Annotated in this window: 16 protein-coding genes; 9 read left to right on the top strand and 7 right to left on the bottom strand. The window is 68.4% G+C overall.

Annotation, left to right across the window (positions count from 1 at the left end):
• Nucleotides 1-15: 15 nt before the first annotated feature.
• From DFR72_RS37120 to DFR72_RS37110, 3 genes are read right to left on the bottom strand one after another with little or no spacing between them, the layout of a single operon-like run.
• Entirely contained in the window at nucleotides 16-837 is an 822-nt protein-coding gene (locus tag DFR72_RS37120; protein ID WP_090071242.1) for a carbohydrate ABC transporter permease, read from the bottom strand.
• Nucleotides 834-1,703, bottom strand: coding sequence for a carbohydrate ABC transporter permease (locus DFR72_RS37115; protein WP_090071240.1), 870 nt, complete (start codon nucleotides 1,701-1,703; stop codon nucleotides 834-836). The genes DFR72_RS37120 and DFR72_RS37115 overlap by 4 nt, the downstream gene beginning before the upstream one ends.
• Before the next feature lie 7 nt (nucleotides 1,704-1,710).
• Nucleotides 1,711-2,964, bottom strand: coding sequence for an ABC transporter substrate-binding protein (locus DFR72_RS37110; RefSeq protein ID WP_090071238.1), 1,254 nt, complete (start codon nucleotides 2,962-2,964; stop codon nucleotides 1,711-1,713).
• 112 nt (nucleotides 2,965-3,076) lie between these two features.
• On the opposite strand from DFR72_RS37110, the gene DFR72_RS37105 reads away from it, so the two are divergent.
• A complete protein-coding gene (locus DFR72_RS37105) occupies nucleotides 3,077-4,066 on the top strand; it encodes a LacI family DNA-binding transcriptional regulator (protein ID WP_090071236.1) in 990 nt (329 codons plus the stop codon).
• Between the two features lie 27 nt (nucleotides 4,067-4,093).
• Here the strand turns inward: DFR72_RS37105 and DFR72_RS37100 are convergent, their stop codons facing one another.
• The gene (locus DFR72_RS37100) at nucleotides 4,094-4,993 is read right to left on the bottom strand and encodes a LysR family transcriptional regulator (RefSeq protein WP_090071234.1); all 900 of its coding nucleotides are present in this window, start codon (nucleotides 4,991-4,993) and stop codon (nucleotides 4,094-4,096) included.
• 542 nt (nucleotides 4,994-5,535) lie between these two features.
• Between DFR72_RS37100 and tig the strand changes: the two genes are divergently transcribed.
• The 8 genes from tig to DFR72_RS37060 all read left to right on the top strand — a co-directional run bounded on the left by tig (nucleotide 5,536) and on the right by DFR72_RS37060 (nucleotide 14,449).
• Entirely contained in the window at nucleotides 5,536-6,882 is a 1,347-nt protein-coding gene (gene tig / locus DFR72_RS37095; RefSeq protein ID WP_090071232.1) for a trigger factor, read from the top strand.
• A 199-nt stretch (nucleotides 6,883-7,081) separates the two neighbouring features.
• Entirely contained in the window at nucleotides 7,082-7,669 is a 588-nt protein-coding gene (locus tag DFR72_RS37090) for an ATP-dependent Clp protease proteolytic subunit (protein WP_090071481.1), read from the top strand.
• 35 nt (nucleotides 7,670-7,704) lie between these two features.
• Nucleotides 7,705-8,319 (top strand): ATP-dependent Clp protease proteolytic subunit, encoded by a 615-nt coding sequence (locus tag DFR72_RS37085; protein WP_090071479.1) that lies wholly within the window; start codon nucleotides 7,705-7,707, stop codon nucleotides 8,317-8,319.
• A gap of 328 nt (nucleotides 8,320-8,647) precedes the next feature.
• Entirely contained in the window at nucleotides 8,648-9,928 is a 1,281-nt protein-coding gene (gene clpX / locus DFR72_RS37080) for an ATP-dependent Clp protease ATP-binding subunit ClpX (protein WP_030479397.1), read from the top strand.
• 65 nt (nucleotides 9,929-9,993) lie between these two features.
• On the top strand, nucleotides 9,994-10,572 hold the full coding sequence (locus DFR72_RS37075) for an RBBP9/YdeN family alpha/beta hydrolase (protein ID WP_090071230.1): 579 nt from the start codon (nucleotides 9,994-9,996) through the stop codon (nucleotides 10,570-10,572).
• Between the two features lie 43 nt (nucleotides 10,573-10,615).
• Nucleotides 10,616-11,917, top strand: a complete 1,302-nt coding sequence (locus DFR72_RS37070) for a serine hydrolase domain-containing protein (RefSeq protein WP_245983791.1) — start codon at nucleotides 10,616-10,618, stop codon at nucleotides 11,915-11,917.
• A complete protein-coding gene (locus tag DFR72_RS37065; RefSeq protein WP_090071228.1) occupies nucleotides 11,881-13,131 on the top strand; it encodes a serine hydrolase domain-containing protein in 1,251 nt (416 codons plus the stop codon). The genes DFR72_RS37070 and DFR72_RS37065 overlap by 37 nt, the downstream gene beginning before the upstream one ends.
• Before the next feature lie 19 nt (nucleotides 13,132-13,150).
• The gene (locus tag DFR72_RS37060) at nucleotides 13,151-14,449 is read left to right on the top strand and encodes a serine hydrolase domain-containing protein (RefSeq protein ID WP_090071225.1); all 1,299 of its coding nucleotides are present in this window, start codon (nucleotides 13,151-13,153) and stop codon (nucleotides 14,447-14,449) included.
• Here the strand turns inward: DFR72_RS37060 and DFR72_RS37055 are convergent.
• From DFR72_RS37055 to fdhD, 3 genes are read right to left on the bottom strand one after another with little or no spacing between them, the layout of a single operon-like run.
• Nucleotides 14,446-15,330, bottom strand: a complete 885-nt coding sequence (locus tag DFR72_RS37055) for an alpha/beta hydrolase (protein ID WP_090071223.1) — start codon at nucleotides 15,328-15,330, stop codon at nucleotides 14,446-14,448. The two genes, DFR72_RS37060 and DFR72_RS37055, sit on opposite strands and share 4 nt — an antisense overlap.
• A 39-nt stretch (nucleotides 15,331-15,369) precedes the next feature.
• Nucleotides 15,370-16,500, bottom strand: coding sequence for a CaiB/BaiF CoA transferase family protein (locus DFR72_RS37050; RefSeq protein WP_090071476.1), 1,131 nt, complete (start codon nucleotides 16,498-16,500; stop codon nucleotides 15,370-15,372).
• Complete coding sequence (gene fdhD / locus DFR72_RS37045; RefSeq protein ID WP_090071221.1) at nucleotides 16,487-17,314, bottom strand: formate dehydrogenase accessory sulfurtransferase FdhD; 828 nt, start codon at nucleotides 17,312-17,314, stop codon at nucleotides 16,487-16,489. The genes DFR72_RS37050 and fdhD overlap by 14 nt, the downstream gene beginning before the upstream one ends.
• Between the last annotated feature and the right edge of the window lie 19 nt (nucleotides 17,315-17,333).

The raw sequence follows: 17,333 nt of genomic DNA, 5'->3' as shown, positions 1-17,333 counted from the left end.
AACTCCTTCTGGGGATCATCCCTTGATCGCGCCTTCTCCCACTCCGCGGAAGAAGTGCTTCTGCAGCAACAGGAACAACAGGATCAGCGGCACGACGGCGATGATCGTGCCCGCCGCGACCAGCCGCTGGTTCTGCACGAACGTGCCCTGGAGGTAGGCCAGGCCGATGGTGAGCGTGTACTTCTCCTGGTCGCTCAGCACGATGAGCGGCCACAGGAAGTCGTCCCAGCTGAACATGAACGAGAACAGAGCCACCACGACCAGCGTGCCCTTCACCGACGGCAGCGCGAGGCGGGTGAAGCGCTGCCACGCGTTGGCGCCGTCGATGATCGCCGCCTCCTCGACTTCGGCGGGCAGTGCGAGGAAGGCGTTGCGCAACAACAGGACGTTGAGCGCGGCGACCGCGCCGGGCAGCACGACGCCGGTGAGGGTGTTGGTGAGCCCGAACCCGCGCATGACCAGGAACAGCGAGATCATGATCGCCTCGAACGGCACCAGGATGCTGCTGGCGAAGACCACCGCGGCGAACCTGCGGCCCCGGAACTCGAGCCGTGCCAGGGCGTAGCCGGCCATCGCGGCACCGAGGCAGTTCGTGATCACGTTCACGCTCGCGACGCCGAGCGAGTTGAGCGCGAAGTTCCAGACCGGCACCACGTCCGCGACCGCGGCGTAGTTGCCGAACGTCGGGTCGTCCGGGATGAAGTCGGGCACGAACACGTCCTCGTTCGGTCCCTTGATGCTCGTGGCGAACTGCCACAGGAACGGCCCGATGCTGATCGCGAGGACGGCCAGCAGCCCGAGGTAGCGCAGGGCCAGGTGCAGATGGGCGCGCTTCACAGCTGGTCCTCCCTGCGGTTGAGCTTGAGGGTGACCAGCAGCAGCCCCAGCAGGACGACGAACAGCACGATGCTCAGCGCCGACGCGTACCCGACCTCACCGGTCAGGCCGCGGCCGGTCAGCTGGATGAGCATCACCAGCGTGGTGCTCGCCCCGCCCGGCCCGCCGGACCCGCCCGACAGCAGGTAGATCTCCGAGAACACGCGGAACCCGTTGACCGCGCTCAGTGCCGCGACCAGCACCATCGTCGGCCTGATGCTCGGCACGGTGACCGACCAGAACCTCCTGACCGGTCCCGCGCCGTCGACCATCGCCGCCTCGTGCAGGTCCTTCGGCACGTTCGCGAGCGCGGCCAGGTAGATCACCATGTAGTAGCCCAGGCCGCGCCAGATCGTCACCACCATCGAGCTGATCAGCAGCAGCGTCGAGTCGGTCAGGAACCCGATCCTGCTGCCACCCAGCGCCTCCACCACGTTGTTCACCAGGCCGCGGCTGTCGAGCAGCCACGTCCAGATGAGCCCGACCACGACCGTGGACGCGATCACCGGCGTGAAGAACGCCGTCCGGAAGATCCCGATGCCCGGCACGACCTTCTGCACCAGCATCGCGATCAGCAGCGGCAACAGCACCAGCGGTGGCACGACACCCACCATGTAGAGGCCGCTGTTGCGCGCCGCGGCCCAGAACTTGGGGTCCTGGGCCATCCGCACGAAGTTGTCCACACCGGTGAACTGGCCGCCGCCCAGCGCGCTCGCGTCCGTGAACGCGAGCACGATCATGTTCAGGAACGGGAAGATCGTGAACATGAGGCAGATGGCCAGTCCTGGAGCCAGGAACAGCCACGGCGTGTACGGGCGATGAGTCATGTGCGGCCTACTTGAGGAGCCGGTTGCACTCGGCGACGGCGTCGTCCAGCGCCTGTTTCGGCGACTTCTTGCCGAGCATGGCGTCGGCCAGCTGCTGCAGGAGGGCTTCGCGCATCTGGTCGCTGAACTGCACGGGCGTGTAGTTCACCGCGGTCTTGAGCTGCTTGGCCGCGGCCACCCGCACACGCGCCTCGTCGGTGCCGTCCTCCGTGGTGAAGTACGGGTCGTCCCCGCCCTTGGAGGTGCTCGGGAAGATCGAGGCGAGCTTGGCGAACTTCACCTGGTTCTCGGCGTTGGTGACGAACCTGCCGAACGCCAGCGCCGTCGCCTGGTTCTTGCTGCTCTTCGGCACGCTCACGCCGTGCAGGAACATGTTGGCGCTGCCCGTGTTCGTGATGGGCGTGGTGATGCCGATGTTCGCGTAGAGGCTGGGCGCGTCGGTCTTGAACTTCCCGAGGTCGTACGCGCTGCCGGAGTTGAGCGCCGTCTGCTGCGCCATGAACTTGGCGCCGGCACCGGTGTAGTTCTGCGTGAGCGCCTCGGGGATCAGCGCGCCCGCGTCGTACATGCGCTTGTAGCTCTCGGCGAACTCGACGCCCTTGGGCTCGTTGAACGTGAACTTGTCGTTCTCGAACAGCTTCACGCCGTAGAGCCCGAAGTCGGCGATGCTCGGGGTCTGCCCGAGGATCGCGATCTTCTTCCCGGCGAGCTTGAGCGCCTGCTCCTCGAGCTCCTTGAAGTTCGTGGGGGGCTTGTCCGGGTCGAGGCCCGCCTGCGTGAACAGGGCCTTGTTGTAGAAGATCGGGCCGGTGTTGAGGTACCAGGGGAAGCCGTAGCAGCCGCCCTTGCCGGGGATCTCGAACGCCTGCCAGGCGTTGCCGAGGTACTCGGCCTTGGCGTCCTCGAGCGACTCGTCGAGGTTGACGAGCTGGCCCGCCTTGGCGAGCGGGAAGCTCAGGTCCGGCGGCACGTTGATGACGTCGGGGAGGCTCCCCGCGCTCGCGTCCGCCATGACCTTGGCCAGGTACCCGTCCGCGGGCTGGTCGACCCACTTCACCGTGGTGCCCCGGTGCTGCTTCTGGAAAGCTTCCACGACACCGTTGACGTAGTCGGTGTACTTGGGTTTGAGCGACCAGGTCTGGAAGGTGATCTCACCCGTGACCTGGCCGGTTCCGCCTGTGGACGTGCTGGACGTGCCGGACAGTCCGCATCCTGCGACGGGCACCGCCGCCAGGCCCGCGAGGAACGTGCGCCTCTTCATCGAAAGCCACCTCCTTGGTGGCGGACCCTAGCTAAACCGGTTTATCTCCGGCTAGCCTCCGACCGTCTTGTTGTCTTGTTCCGGACAGGGCGCGGCACTTGAAGGGCACTGGGTGAAGAGGCCAACGATCAAGGACATCGCGGCGGCGGCAGGCGTGTCCAAAGGAGCGGTGTCGCTGGCGTTGAACGGGCGCTCCGGCGTGTCCGAGTCGACGCGGTCGCGGGTGCTGGAGGTCGCCTCGACGCTCGGGTACCGGCCGTCGGTCACCGCTCGGGCGCTGTCGTCCGCGTCCGCCGACGCGGTGGGGCTGGTGCTGGTGCGGCCGCCTCGCGCGCTGGGGGACGAGGCGTTCTTCTTCCAGCTGATCGCCGGGATGCAGTCCGAGATGTCCTGCGCCCTGCTGCTGCAGGTGGTCTCCTCCCGTGAGGAGGAGGTCGAGTTGTACCAGCGGTGGTGGGCCGAGCACCGGGTCGACGGGGTGTTCCTGGTCGACCTGCTGGTGTCGGATCCGCGGGTCGAACTGATGCCGTCGCTGGGGTTGCCGGCCGTGGTCGTCGGCGGGGCCGGGCACCACGGGGCGCTCGCCTCGGTCTGGGCCGACGACTACGCTGCCATGACCTCCGTGGTGGAGCACCTGAAGGCGTTGGGGCATCAGCGGATCGCCAGGGTGGCCGGGCTGGCGTCGTTGTTGCACACGGTCCGGCGGGACTCGGCGTTCGCGTCGTCCGTTGTGGACGGTGTGGTGGTGGCCGGGGATTACACGGCCGAGTCCGGGGCTCGCGCCACGCGGGAGCTGCTGGGGATGGCGGAGCCGCCCACGGCGATCGTCTACGACAACGACGTGATGGCGGTGGCCGGGGCCGAGGTGGCTGCCGCGCTGGGCGTCGCTGTGCCGTCCGAGCTGTCGATCGTGGCCTGGGACGACTCGGTGCTGTGCCAGCACGGGCGGCTGACCGCGCTGTCCCGGGACACGTTCGCGTTCGGGGCCCGGGCCGCTCGGGCGCTGGTGGCCGTGATCGGCGGTGCTTCGCCGACCGACGTCGAGGACGTGCTGCCCGAACTGGTGGTGCGGGGGAGTTCCGGGCCGGCGCCCGCGGTGTAGGTGGGGTGGTGCCACCCCACCCACGCGTCAGGTCAGCGAGGCGACCTGGTCGCTCACCACTTGGGCCGCAGCCGACACCAGGGCCGTCACCGCGGGGTTCGTCGAGTTGTCCTGGCGCCAGCCGAACTGCGTGTAGACGCGGAACGTCGGGGACCAGGGCAAGCGGACCAACCTGCCGTCGGCCAGTTCCGAGGACACCGTGACCTCCGGCATCAGGGCGATGCCCAGGCCCGAGGCGACCGCTCGTTTCGCGGCGTCCACCGAGTCCAGTTCCAGGACCGGGGCGCGGGTGTCGTCGTAGCCGAGGGAGTGTTCGAACAGCTCGTGGTACGAGGCGCCGTTCTCCGCCCGGATCAGCGTGCTGCTGGTGATGTCGTCCTCGGCCAGCGACTGTCGCTGGGTGAGCATGTGGTTCGGGCCCGCCACCATGACCAGTGGCTCGGGGCAGAGGACCGTCGTCTCCAGACCCTCACGCGGTTCGATGGCGCCGATGAAGAAGGCGCAGTCGAGTTGGCCGTCGCGCACCGAGTTCAGGTTGTTCAGCGCGTTGCGCGAGTGCAACGAGAGTTGTACCGACGGGTAGCGCCAGCACATGTATTCGATGAGTGGTAGCAGACGGTAGTCGGTCAAACTCTGTGCGGAACCGATGACGAGTTTGCCGTGCGGCTCGCCGTTCATCGTGATGGCTTTTCGGGCCTTTTCGGTGAGGTTGATGATGTTTCGCGCGAACGGGAGTAGCTCCACGCCCGCGGACGTCATCTGGATACCTCTGGGAAGGCGTCGGAAAAGGACGACCCCGAGGCCCTCCTCCAGTGCCTTGATGCGGGTGGTGATGGTCGGCTGCGAGCAGTTGAGCGTGGCAGCGGCCTTGGTGAAGCTCCCTGTCTGAACCACGGTCGTGAACGCGAGAAGCTGGCGTGTCTCCATCAGGCGGATCCTCGGGGTAAAACGGTGCGACGACTTTTTCTCGTTCGTTCCCGTGGTCCTGTTACGGATGGTGCGGGAGCAGTAACGCTACCTGTCCGCTGCGGAGGGCAGATTGGTGCTTATGGAGTCATCTTGATCGGTCGCGAAAGGCGGCTGCGGCCGAAAGAGTGAAATTGTCCGGAGCGCTTTGACGGGCGGTAGCTGGGTGACTCTTTTCAGTTAAGCCTTTCGCCAGGCGAACAAAACAACGCCGCCACCCTGAGTGGGTGACGTCGTGGAGGACCCGGGCAGGGCGGTGGCGAGCAGGCTGGAAGAAGTCATCGAGATCGATGTCCTCCAAGATCACGGTTGACGCCCCGCGGCGGACCGGGCGGGCCCTGGAGACCACGCCATCGGCAGGGGCGGGAAGCCCGTCACCGGCCCAAAGCGGGGTGGCGGCGGTCACAGTGCGGGTCTCGCCTAGACTCGCTGGGAATCCGGGCGTCCCGAAGTGGCGGTATCCGGCTGTCTTGCACGTTCTTGTTCGTATCGAGGAGTCCACGTTGAAGAGCACCGTCGAGCACCTGAGCCCGACGAGGGTCCGGATCAACGTCGAGGTGCCGTTCGACGAGCTCAAGTCGAACTTCGACCAGGCGTACCGGAAGCTCGCGAAGCAGGTCCGCATCCCCGGCTTCCGTCCTGGCAAGGCCCCCGCCAAGGTCCTGGAGAACCGCATCGGCCGCGCCCCGGTGCTGGACGAGGTCATCCAGGAGGCGATCCCGGCCAAGTACCTGGAAGCCGTCAACGCGGGTGAGGTGCGCACGCTCGGCCGGCCCGACTTCGAGGTCACCAAGATCGAGGACGGTCAGACCCTCGAGTTCACCGCCGAGGTCGACGTCCGTCCCGAGATCACCGTGCCCGCCTTCGGCGAGCTCGCCGTGACGGTCGACGAGCAGGAGGTCACCGACGAGGACGTGACCACCCAGCTCGACGAGCTCCGCGCGCGCTTCGGCACGCTGACCGGTGTCACCCGCCCGGTCGAGACCGGTGACTTCGTCATCGTCGACCTGTCCGCGACCGTCGACGGCGAAGAGGTCGAGGAGGCCCGCACCAGCGGCCTGTCCTACGAGGTCGGCTCCGGCCAGCTCGTCGAGGGCATCGACGACGCGCTCGTCGGCGCGTCCGAGGGCGAGACCAAGACCTTCGCCACCACGCTCGTCGCCGGTGAGCACGAGGGCCGCGAGGCCGAGGTCACCGTCGTGCTGAGCAGCGTCAAGGAGCGTCAGCTCCCCGAGCTCGACGACGAGTTCGCGCAGCTCGCCAGCGAGTTCGACACGCTCGACGAGCTCAAGGGCGACCTGCAGACCCGCCTGGCCCGCGTCAAGAAGATGCAGCAGGGCGTGCAGGCGCGCGACAAGGTCCTCGAGGCGCTGCTGGAGACCACCGAGGTCCCGCTGCCCGAGGGCATCGTCCAGGGTGAGATCGACGCACGGAAGCACGACGCCGTGCACGCCTTCGACCACGACGACGCGAAGTTCGCCGCGTGGCTGACCGAGCAGGGTCAGTCCGAGGAGGAGTTCGACGCCGAGCTGCGCAAGGCCGCCGAGCAGGCCGTCAAGACGCAGCTGGTGCTCGACTCGATCGCCGACGCCGAGCAGGTCACGGTGTCCGACGGTGAGCTCACCGAGCGGATCATCTACCAGGCCCAGCGCTTCGGCATCAGCCCGGACGAGTACGTCAAGCGCGCGCAGCAGTCCGGTCAGCTCGGCGCGATCTTCGCCGACGTCCGCCGCGGCAAGGCGCTCGCGAGCGTCGTGCGCCAGGCCGAGGTCAGCGACTCGGCCGGCCAGAAGCTGGACCTCGAGGAGCTCTTCGGCGAGACGAAGTCCGATGAGGACGGCCAGGAGTAGCGACGACCGAGTTGTTCGCCCTTCCCCCGCGAGTGGGCGAGCTCCGGAAATACAGCTGATAGCGAACGCGGGCGGTGTCGGGCATCTGACGCCGCCCGCCTTCGTTAAGGTCGATCGCAGAGAGTTTTTCGCTTCCAGATTCGTTCCACCTGGAGTTAGGCAGGCAGACGTGACGCAGCACTCCTTCCCGACCCCCGAGATGCGGTCGGTGACCGCCGGGATGAACCTCAACGACTCGGTGTACGAGCGGCTGCTCCGCGAGCGGATCATCGTCCTGGGATCACAGGTCGAAGAGGGCATCGCCAACCAGATCACCGCTCAGCTGCTGCTCCTCGCCGCTGAGGACCCCGACAAGGACATCACGCTCTACATCAACTCGCCGGGTGGCTCCGTCACGGCGGGCATGGCCATCTTCGACACGATGCAGCTGATCCAGCCGGACGTGGCCACGTACGCGATGGGCCTCGCTGCCTCCATGGGGCAGTTCCTGCTCTCCGCCGGCACGCCCGGCAAGCGCCACGCGCTCCCGCACGCCCGCATCCTCATGCACCAGCCGTCGGCCGGTGTCGGTGGTACGGCCGCGGACATCGCGATCCAGGCGGACATGCTGACGCGCACCAAGCGCGAGATGGCCGAGCTCATCGCCGAGCACACCGGGCAGAGCCTCGAGACCATCACCCGCGACTCCGACCGCGACCGTTGGTTCACGGCGCAGGAAGCGCTGGAGTACGGCTTCGTCGACAAGGTCGTCACCAGGGCCCAGCCCGTCGGCGACTCGAACAACTGACGTCAGCTAGGAGACCTCAAGTGAGCCAGTTCCACATGCCTCAGTCGCGGTACGTGCTGCCGTCGTTCGTGGAGCGCACCAGCTACGGCATGAAGGAGTCGAACCCGTACAACAAGCTCTTCGAGGAGCGCATCATCTTCCTCGGCGTGCAGGTTGACGACGCTTCGGCGAACGACGTCATGGCGCAGCTGCTGGTGCTCGAGTCCGAGGACCCGGACCGCGACATCCTGATGTACATCAACTCGCCGGGTGGCTCGTTCACCTCGCTGATGGCCATCTACGACACGATGCAGTTCGTCCGCCCGGACATCCAGACCTACTGCCTCGGCCAGGCGGCCTCCGCCGCGGCCGTGCTCCTGGCGGCTGGAACGCCTGGTAAGCGCCACGCGCTGCCCAACGCGCGAATCCTGATCCACCAGCCTTCGATGGAGGGCGCGTACGGTCAGGTGTCCGACCTGGAGATCCAGTCGAACGAGATCCAGCGCGTGCGCCGCCTGATGGAATCCACCCTCGCGCGGCACACGAACCGGACGGCGGAGGAGGTTCGCGAGAGCATCGAGCGCGACCGCATCCTCACGGCCGAAGAGGCCAGGGAATACGGCATCGTCGACACGGTGCTGCCCTACCGCAAGCTTTCCGCCAAGTCCTGACGGGCGACGGTGGGTGAGGTGCGCTCGTGAAGAGCGCTCGCCTCGCCCGCCGCCCGGTGTCCGCCTGGGAACGCTCCAGGTTCCGGGCCTTGTCCTGGTGGCTGGGAAAATCCCCGGCTCCTGGGCATCGCGCACCACCCGACACGCCGATGTGACCGGTTGTCCGGCCTGATCGGCGCGTCGGGGGACGCGGGTCCTCCCCTGAAACGGGGTCGGCCAGGTACCGTCAGGAGAACGGGCTCAGCACCCACAGCCAGTGGGACTGCCACAGCAAGTCAGCAGGCGCACTACAGCAGGTGTGCGCCGGAGGGGACATAGGTCAGCGGTCATGGCGCGTATCGGTGACGGCGGCGACTTGCTGAAGTGCTCTTTCTGCGGAAAGAGCCAGAAGCAGGTGAAGAAACTCATCGCCGGCCCCGGCGTCTACATCTGCGATGAGTGCATCGATCTCTGCAACGAGATCATCGAGGAGGAGCTGGCCGAAGCCGGCGACGTGAAGCTCGACGAGCTGCCGAAGCCCGCCGAGATCCACGAGTTCCTCGACCAGTACGTCATCGGACAGAGTGACGCCAAGCGCACCCTCTCCGTCGCCGTCTACAACCACTACAAGCGCATCCAGGCGGGCGACCGCGGGCGCGAGGGTCGTGACGACGGCGTCGAGCTGGCGAAGTCGAACATCCTGATGCTCGGCCCGACGGGGTGCGGCAAGACCTACCTCGCGCAGACGCTCGCGAAGATGTTGAACGTGCCGTTCGCCATCGCCGACGCGACAGCGCTGACGGAGGCCGGGTACGTCGGTGAGGACGTCGAGAACATCCTCCTGAAGCTCATCCAGGCCGCCGACTACGACGTGAAGCGCGCCGAGACGGGCATCATCTACATCGACGAGGTCGACAAGATCGCTCGAAAGAGTGAAAACCCGTCGATCACGCGCGACGTGTCCGGTGAGGGCGTGCAGCAGGCACTGCTGAAGATCCTGGAAGGCACCACCGCCTCGGTGCCCCCGCAGGGCGGCCGCAAGCACCCGCACCAGGAGTTCATCCAGATCGACACGACGAACGTGCTGTTCATCGTGGCCGGTGCCTTCGCGGGTCTGGAGAAGATCATCCAGGACCGCGTCGGCAAGCGGGGTCTGGGCTTCGGTGCCGAGGTCCGCTCCAAGGCCGAGGTGGAGTCGTCGGACTTCTTCGCCGACTCCATGCCGGAGGACCTGATCAAGTTCGGTCTGATCCCCGAGTTCATCGGGCGTCTGCCGATGGTCGCCTCCGTCACGAACCTCGACAAGCCGTCTCTGGTGATGATCCTCACCGAGCCGAAGAACGCACTGGTGAAGCAGTACCAGAAGCTCTTCGAGATGGACGGCGTGGAGCTCGAGTTCACCAAGACCGCGCTCGAAGCGATCGCCGACCAGGCGATCCTGCGCGGGACCGGTGCTCGTGGCCTCCGGGCGATCATGGAAGAGGTCCTGCTCCCCGTGATGTACGACATCCCGAGCCGCACGGACGTCGCCAAGGTCGTCATCACCGAGCAGACGGTGAAGGAGAACGTGAACCCGACCATCGTGGCTCGGCAGCCCTCGCGCCGGGAACGCCGGGAGAAGTCCGCGTAAGTGATCTTCTTGGACCGGCCCCGGCAACTCGTTGCCGGGGCCGGTCTTCGTTCTAAGGTGGAGCCATGTCGCTGCCTCACGTGCTCCTGCTCCACGGCTACACCGGTTCCGGCCCCGGCCACTGGCAGCGCTGGCTGGCCCAGACGGTGTCCGAGCACGGCGGCCTCGCCGACCTGCCGCACTTCAGCAGCCCCGAGGCACCCGACCGGGACACGTGGCTGCGTGAGCTCGACACCCACCTCGAAGCCCTGCCCACCGACCGCGAACGGGTCGTCGTGGCGCACTCGCTCGGCTGCTACCTCTGGCTGCACCACGCGGCCCGCGAGTCCATCGCCCACGTCGACCGCGTGCTGCTCGTCGCCCCGCCGGCGCTGGACCACCCGGAACCGGCCATCAAGTCGTTCTTCCCGGCCCCGCTCGACCCGGCGAACCTGCGCCGCGCCGCCACCGACACCCGCCTGATCGCGGGTGAGGGCGACCCGCACTGCTCGATGCAGGCCGCGAAGGAGCTCGCCGAGGCGTTGCGGATCGAGATCGACGTCCTGCCGGGTGCCGGCCACGTCAACATCGACGCGGGCTACGGGGAGTGGCCCGCGGTGCTCAAGTGGGTGCGGTCGAGGACGGTGCCGCTCTCACCGCGCTAGGCCCGCGCAGGACAGGGCCTGCACATCACTTCCTGGGGGGAACGTGAACGAAGCGATCGACTGGTTGCGGAGCAGGCTGCCCGAACTCGTCGCGGAACACGGCGTCGGTGCCCAGGTCGCGGTGTTCGCGGACGGCGAGCTCGCCGACGCGGCCGCAGGCGTGCTCAGCACCGCCACCGGTGAGCCGGTGACCACCGGGTCGTTGTTCCAGATCGGGTCGATCACGAAGGTGTGGACGGCGACGCTGGTCGCGCAGCTCGTGGAGGAGGGCCTGCTCGACCTCGACCGTCCGGTGCGGGAGGTCCTGCCCGGCTTCCGCCTCGCCGACGAGCAGGTGGCGCGAGTGGTCACGCCGCGGCAGCTGCTGTGCCACCTGGGCGGCTTCGAGGGCGACCAGTGGTTCGACACCGGGACGGGCGACGACTGCGTCGAGAAGTTCGTGGCGCGGCTCGCCGACGCCCGTCAGCTCACCGAGCCGGGGGAGCTCTTCTCGTACTGCAACGCCGGCTACGTCGTCCTGGGCCGGATCGTGGAGGTGGTGCGCGGCAAGCCTTTTCACGTGGTGCTGCGTGAGCGGCTCGTGGCGCCGCTGGGCTTGACGAACGTGGCCACGCACTACGACGAGTACCCGGAGCACCAGGTCGCGGAGGGCCACCTGCCCGTCGGAGGGACGCAGCGGCCCGTCGACAGGATGATGCCGGGCTCCGACGCTCCGGCCGGTTCGGCGTTCGCCATGAACGCGCGCTCTCTCGTGAGTTTCGCTCGCATGCACCTGGAGACGACGACCTACGACTCGATGCGCGTGGAACAGGTGAAGACGCCTGACGGCGGTGGCTGGGGTCTGGGGTGGACGGTGCACAACTACCCGGACGGCACCGTCGGCATCGGTCATGGTGGCGCCACCATGGGCCAGGACGCGGCCCTGCGCGTGCTCCCGGACGCGGGCGTGGCGATCGCGGTCCTCACCAACGGAGGTGCCGCCGGGAAGCTCCAGTACGCCGTGTCGTCCCACCTGCTCGCCGAACTGGCCGGCGTCCGCCTCGCCGAGCTACCCGTGCCGCCGACGTCGGCGATCCCCGTGGACGCCGACCGCGTCACCGGCGTCTACCGCTCATCCGCGGTGAACATCCACGTGACTCCCGCCCCGCCCGGCCGGGTGCGGGTCCGGTACGAGCCGCGGAACTGGATCGCCGAGGCGACGATGGCCGACGAGGGCACCGAGTACACCGCCCTGGACCACGACGCCCTGATCGCCGTGGACGAGCCGCACACCGTGCTCCGGCTGGTCCGTCGCGGTGACCAGGTGAGATGGGTCCACTTCGGCAGGGCGGCGGTGCGGCGGTGAACGCCGCCGAGTGGATCACCCGCAGGCTCCCGGAACTGCTCGACGAACACGGCGTCGTCGGTGCACAGCTCGCCGTGCTGGCCGACGGTGAGATCACCGACGTGGCCGCAGGAGTGCTGAACACCGGCACGCGGGCGCCGGTGACGACGGAGTCGCTCTTCCAGATCGCGTCGATCACCAAGGTCTGGACGGCGACACTCGTCCAGGAACTGGTGAACGAGGGCAAGCTCGACCTCGACGGTCCGGTGTCCGGCGTTCTGCCGGGCTTCCGCCCGGTGATCACGCCGCGACAGCTGCTGACGCACACGTCGGGCCTCGACGGCGACCTGTTCCACGACACCGGCTCGGGTGACGACGCGGTCGAGAAGTTCGTGGCACGGCTGGCGAACGCCTCGCAGATCGCGCCGCCGGGTGAGGTGTGGTCGTACTGCAACAGCGGCTTCACGGTGCTCGGACGGATCGTGGAAGTGTTGCGCGGCAATCCTTTCAACACCGTCCTCAAGGAACGGCTGGCAGCACCGCTGGGGCTCGCCGTCGCGACGACCTACGAGGAACGCACCGCATCGCACGCCGTAGGGCACGAGGACGGCAGGCCGGTGCCCGATCCGGGCCCGGAGTCCGACTGGCCCGCGGGGTCGGCGCTCGCGATGAGCGCGCGGACCCTGCTCGCGTTCGCGCGCATGCACCTGGCGACGCCGGCGTTCGCGGTGATGCGCGAGCCGGCGGTCTCGTTGCCGGACTTCGGGAATCACGCTTCCTGGGGCCTGGGCTGGGAGCTGCCGGGCTACTCCGGCGGCCTGGTGATCGGCCACCACGGCGCGAACAGGGGCCTGGCCTCGTTCCTGCGGATGGCACCGGAACGCGGGATCGCGGTCGCCCTGCTGACCAACGGCGGCGAGGCACGCGAAGTGTTCGACGACGTCATCGAGAACGTCTTCAGCGAACTCGCGGCCGTGCGCAGGCCGGAACCACCGACGCCGCCCGGTGCACCCGGACCGGTGGACGAGCGCTTCCTCGGCACCTACCGTTGCGCCGGCCACGAAGTCGTTGTCACGCAAGCAGATCACGGCGGCGTGCGGGTCGTGCTCGACGGTGAGGACCGCGAGTTCGTGGCTTTGCGCGACGACGCCTTGATCGCCTTGGAGAAGCCGCACACCGTGCTGGTGCTGATGGGTGATCTGGTGCACTTCGGGCGGGCCGCCGCCCGGATCTGAATCCTCCTGGGGGAGAAACATGATCAAGCTGGACGAACTGGTCGAGGAACACGGCGTCGTAGGCGCCCAAGTCGCCGTGCTGCACAACGGCGAAATCGTCGACATGGCAGCAGGTGTGCTCAACAACGTCACCGGCGAGGAGGTGACGACGGACTCGATCTTCCAGATCGGGTCGATCACCAAGGTCTGGACGGCCACGCTCGTGCAGGAACTGGTGAACGAGGGCCTGCTCGACCTCGATCGCCCTGTGCGCGACGTGCTGCCGGAGTTCAGGCTCGCCGACGAGCAGGCCGCGCGGATCATCACGCCACGGCACCTCCTCACCCACACCGGTGGCTTCGACGGCGATCTCTGGCACGACACCGGCAGCGGTGACGACAAGATCGAGAAGTACGTCGAGCTCATGGCAGACGCACGGCAGGTGGTGGCGCCCGGTGAGTTCTACACGTACTGCAACAGCGGGTTCGTGGTGCTCGGCCGGATCGTGGAGGTGTTGCGCGGCAAGCCTTTCAACACCGTGTTGCGGGAACGCCTGATCGAGCCGCTCGGTCTGCGCACCGCGGCTACCAGCCACGCCGAGTACGCCGCCCAGACGTGTGCCACGGGGCACCTGGGCAAGGAGCTGAAACCGGCCGAAAAGCTGATGACCGAGGGAGACGCTCCGGCGGGTTCGGTGCTCGCGATGAGCGCCCGAGATCTGGCGGCGTTCGCGCGGATGCACCTGGACACCGGCGAGTTCGTCGCGATGCGGGAGACCCAGGTCGTGATGCCGAATTTCGGGCTCGGCGGCACACAGGGCCTCGGCTGGATCGTGCAGCGCTACGCCGACGGCCAGACCGGCGTGGGCCACACCGGATCGACGCTGGGGTTCGAGGCGTACCTGCGGGTGATGCCCAGTGCCGGGATCGCGATCGTCGTCCTCACCAACGGCGGGCAGAGCCTGCCGTTGGTGCGCGCTGTCTTCCAGAAGGTCCTGGGTGACCTGGCGGGCGTCACACTGTCCACATTTCCCACGCCACCCCTGGTGCCGGTGCCGGTGGACGTGGAGAAGGTCGTCGGCGTCTACCGGTCCGCAGGGATGGAGGCGCACGTCAGCGAGGGGGACGGAGGCAGGGTGAGGTTGCGGTTCGTGGCTCTCGACCACGTCTTCGCGGCTCTCGTCGACGACGAGGAGCGCGAGTTCACCGGGTTGCGCGACGACGCCCTGATCGCCGTCGAGAAGGAGGACGGGTACCACCCGGTGATCGTCCTGTGCGGCCGCGACGAGCAGGACCGGGTGAAGTACCTGCACTGGGGCAGGGCGGCCCGGCGCGTCTAGACCGCGCGCTTGGCGTACTTGGCGAGGAACCGCACGACGTCGGGCGTCACCTTCCGGTACAGCCCGTCGTCGTGCCCGCCGCCCTTGACCGCGCTCGCCTCGGGCCGCACGTCGCGGATGAACCGGCGGGTGCCCTCGATGAACCTGTCGCGGTCGCCGATCCACACACCCAGCGCGGTCGGTCCGGTCGACTTCAGGTGGCGCAGCGGGTCGAGCGACGCCCACTCGCGCTCGTTCTTGAACGCACGCCGCTTGGCCATCTCCGGCCACGTCGTGATCAGGCCGGGGGAGATGGCCGCGGCGGCCGCGACCGGGTCGCCGCGCTCTGCCCGGCGGCGGGCGTAGAGCAGCGAACCGAAGCCGCCCATGGACACGCCCGTCACCGCGAACGGCTCGCCGTAGCCGCGTTCCTTGAGCCAGCGCGGGACCTCGTCGAGCAGCATCGCCATCGGGTCGTCGCCGGGGACGTTCTCGTGCCAGTAGCTGTCCCCGCCGTCGACCGCGACGAAGCCGAACGCGGGTACCGAACCCTTCGCGACGGCGGCGGCCAGGACCTCGGTCAAGTTGCCCACGGCGGCGTGCCTGGCGTCGCCGTGCAGGCCGTGCAGGAGGATCGACATCGGCAGGCCGCGGGTGTTCGCGCCGGCCGGGAGGTAGAAGGCGAGGGTGACCTCGCGGTGGCGGGCGGCCGAGTACACGCGCTCGAAGCGGATCATCGGCTTCGCGGCGGACGTGGCCCGCACCTTGTCCGCCGTCGCGATCTGCCGCTCGACGGCGTCGGACGACGACGAAGACACGTACGTCACGACGCCGGTGGCCGTCGCGACGACCACGCCGATCGCCGCGAGGAGGGTGCGGCGGCTGTACCTCGGTTCCCCCATGCTCACCTCATCGCGTGGGCACCGTTCCTCGTTTCCTTCTCAGAGGACGGAACGCACGCGCAGGGAAGACAGTTCCTCACTCGAATAGCCCAGCCACGTCAGCACGTCCTGATTGTGCTCGCCGAGTGCCGGGACCGCACCCGGTGACCACTCGAAACCGGCTACCGGCGGCGGCAGCATCCGCGCCGTTCCGCCGGGAACCCGCACGTCACACCACGTGTCGAGCTGCGGGTGGGTGGGCAGGTCGGTGATCGGGCGGGTCAGTGCGGCAGGCACGTCGGCGGCGTCCAAGGTGGTCAGCAACTCGGCCGCCGTGAGGTCCGAGAACGCCTGTTCGAGCAGCTTCTGCAGCTCCTCCCGGTGCTCCACCCGCGACGCCACTGTGGCGAACCTCTCCTGCGGGGCGAGCCCGATGAGGCCGCACAGCCGCTGCCACTGGCCGTCGTTCTGCACGGCCAGGTGCACGGCGCCGTCCGCACAGGCCACCGGCCCGTACGGCGCGATGCTCGGGTGGTGCGCGCCCGAACGCGGGGCCGCGGCGCCCGTGCCGGCGGCGTAGAGCATCGGCTGGTGCATCCACTCGGCCATCGCCGCGAAGAGTGACAACCGCAGCCGCGCGCCTTCACCCGTCCGGCCGCGTCGCAGCAACGCCGCGAGCACGGCGGCCTGGAGCTGGACGCCCGCCGCGATGTCCGCGACCGAGATGCCCGCCCGGGCCACCACGTCACCCTCGCCGGTCAGCGACACCAGCCCGGCCTCGGACTGCACCAGCGCGTCGAACGCCTTGCGATCCGCGTACGGGCCGTCCCAGCCGTAGCCGGACAGCTCACCGACGACCAACGCCGGCGGCAGCTCCAGCGCCAGCCGCTGCCACACCCGCGGCGACAGGTTGCACAGCAGCACGTCGGCCCGTGCCACGAGCCGGTCCAGCACCTCACGGCCGTCGGGGTGGCTGATGTCCAGCGACACCGACTCCTTGCCGGCGTTCGTCCACGCGAAGTACGACGACACCTCACCGCACGACGAGTCGTAGTGGCGCGCGAAGTCGCCGGTGCCGGGCCGCTCGACCTTGATGACCCGCGCGCCCAGATCGGCCAGCAGCCGCGTCGCGTACGGCACGGCGACGGCCTGCTCCAGGCTCACCACCACGACGCCGTCAAGCGGTCTCAACCACGCGCTCCCCACCGGTGTAGACGTTCATCGAGTCGCCGCGCAGGAAACCGACGAGCGTCATGCCCTGCTCCTCGGCCAGCTCGACCGCGAGCGACGACGGCGCCGACACCGCGGCCAGCACCGGGATCCCGGACATCGCGGCCTTCTGCACCAGCTCGAACGACGCCCGCCCGGACACCATCAGCACCGCGCCGCGCACCGGCACGAGGTTCTGCAGCACGGCCCAGCCCAGCACCTTGTCGACGGCGTTGTGCCGGCCCACGTCCTCGCGCACGACCAGCAGCTCACCGTCGACGAACAGCCCGGCCGCGTGCAGCCCGCCGGTGCTCTCGAAGACCTTCTGCCGTTCCCGCAACGCGTCCGGGAAGCCCGTCAGCGCCTCGGGTGTGACCCGGACCTCGTCCAGTGCGGGGGAGTAGCGGGTCTTGAGCTTGACCGCGTCCAGCGCGCCCTTGCCGCACACCCCGCACGACGAGGTGGTGTAGAAGTTCCGCTCCACTCCGGTGTCCGGCGGCGGCACGCCCTCGGCCAGCGCGACGTCCAGCACGTTGTAGGTGTTCATCCCGTCCGGCCCGGTGCCCTCGCAGAACCGCGCGATCGAGATGTCCTCCGACGACCCGATGACGCCCTCGCTGAGCAGGAAGCCGTGCGCGAGCTCGACGTCGTGGCCGGGCGTGCGCATCGTGACCGCCAACGCCTTCCCGTTGACCCGCAGCTCGAGCGGCTCCTCGGCGGCGAGCGAGTCGACTCTGCGCCGACGACCGCTCGGCGACACCCGTTCGACCGCTCGGCGCACCGTCACTCGGCCCATGTGCACATCTCCTTCGGAC

Origin of the sequence: Lentzea flaviverrucosa, from assembly GCF_003350445.1 — a bacterium.
Lineage (GTDB): Bacteria > Actinomycetota > Actinomycetes > Mycobacteriales > Pseudonocardiaceae > Lentzea > Lentzea californiensis.
Note: the sequence above shows the minus strand (reverse complement) of the source record. Positions and strands in the feature narration are given on the sequence as shown.

Coding starts and splice junctions, on each gene's coding strand:
- DFR72_RS37115 (WP_090071240.1), bottom strand. CDS start 1,703: ATGACTCATCGCCCGTACACGCCGTGGCTGTTCCTGGCTCCAGGACTG.
- DFR72_RS37110 (WP_090071238.1), bottom strand. CDS start 2,964: ATGAAGAGGCGCACGTTCCTCGCGGGCCTGGCGGCGGTGCCCGTCGCA.
- DFR72_RS37100 (WP_090071234.1), bottom strand. CDS start 4,993: ATGGAGACACGCCAGCTTCTCGCGTTCACGACCGTGGTTCAGACAGGG.
- DFR72_RS37090 (WP_090071481.1), top strand. CDS start 7,082: ATGCGGTCGGTGACCGCCGGGATGAACCTCAACGACTCGGTGTACGAG.
- DFR72_RS37085 (WP_090071479.1), top strand. CDS start 7,705: ATGCCTCAGTCGCGGTACGTGCTGCCGTCGTTCGTGGAGCGCACCAGC.
- clpX (WP_030479397.1), top strand. CDS start 8,648: ATGGCGCGTATCGGTGACGGCGGCGACTTGCTGAAGTGCTCTTTCTGC.
- DFR72_RS37075 (WP_090071230.1), top strand. CDS start 9,994: ATGTCGCTGCCTCACGTGCTCCTGCTCCACGGCTACACCGGTTCCGGC.
- DFR72_RS37065 (WP_090071228.1), top strand. CDS start 11,881: ATGGGTCCACTTCGGCAGGGCGGCGGTGCGGCGGTGAACGCCGCCGAG.
- DFR72_RS37060 (WP_090071225.1), top strand. CDS start 13,151: ATGATCAAGCTGGACGAACTGGTCGAGGAACACGGCGTCGTAGGCGCC.
- DFR72_RS37055 (WP_090071223.1), bottom strand. CDS start 15,330: ATGGGGGAACCGAGGTACAGCCGCCGCACCCTCCTCGCGGCGATCGGC.
- fdhD (WP_090071221.1), bottom strand. CDS start 17,314: ATGGGCCGAGTGACGGTGCGCCGAGCGGTCGAACGGGTGTCGCCGAGC.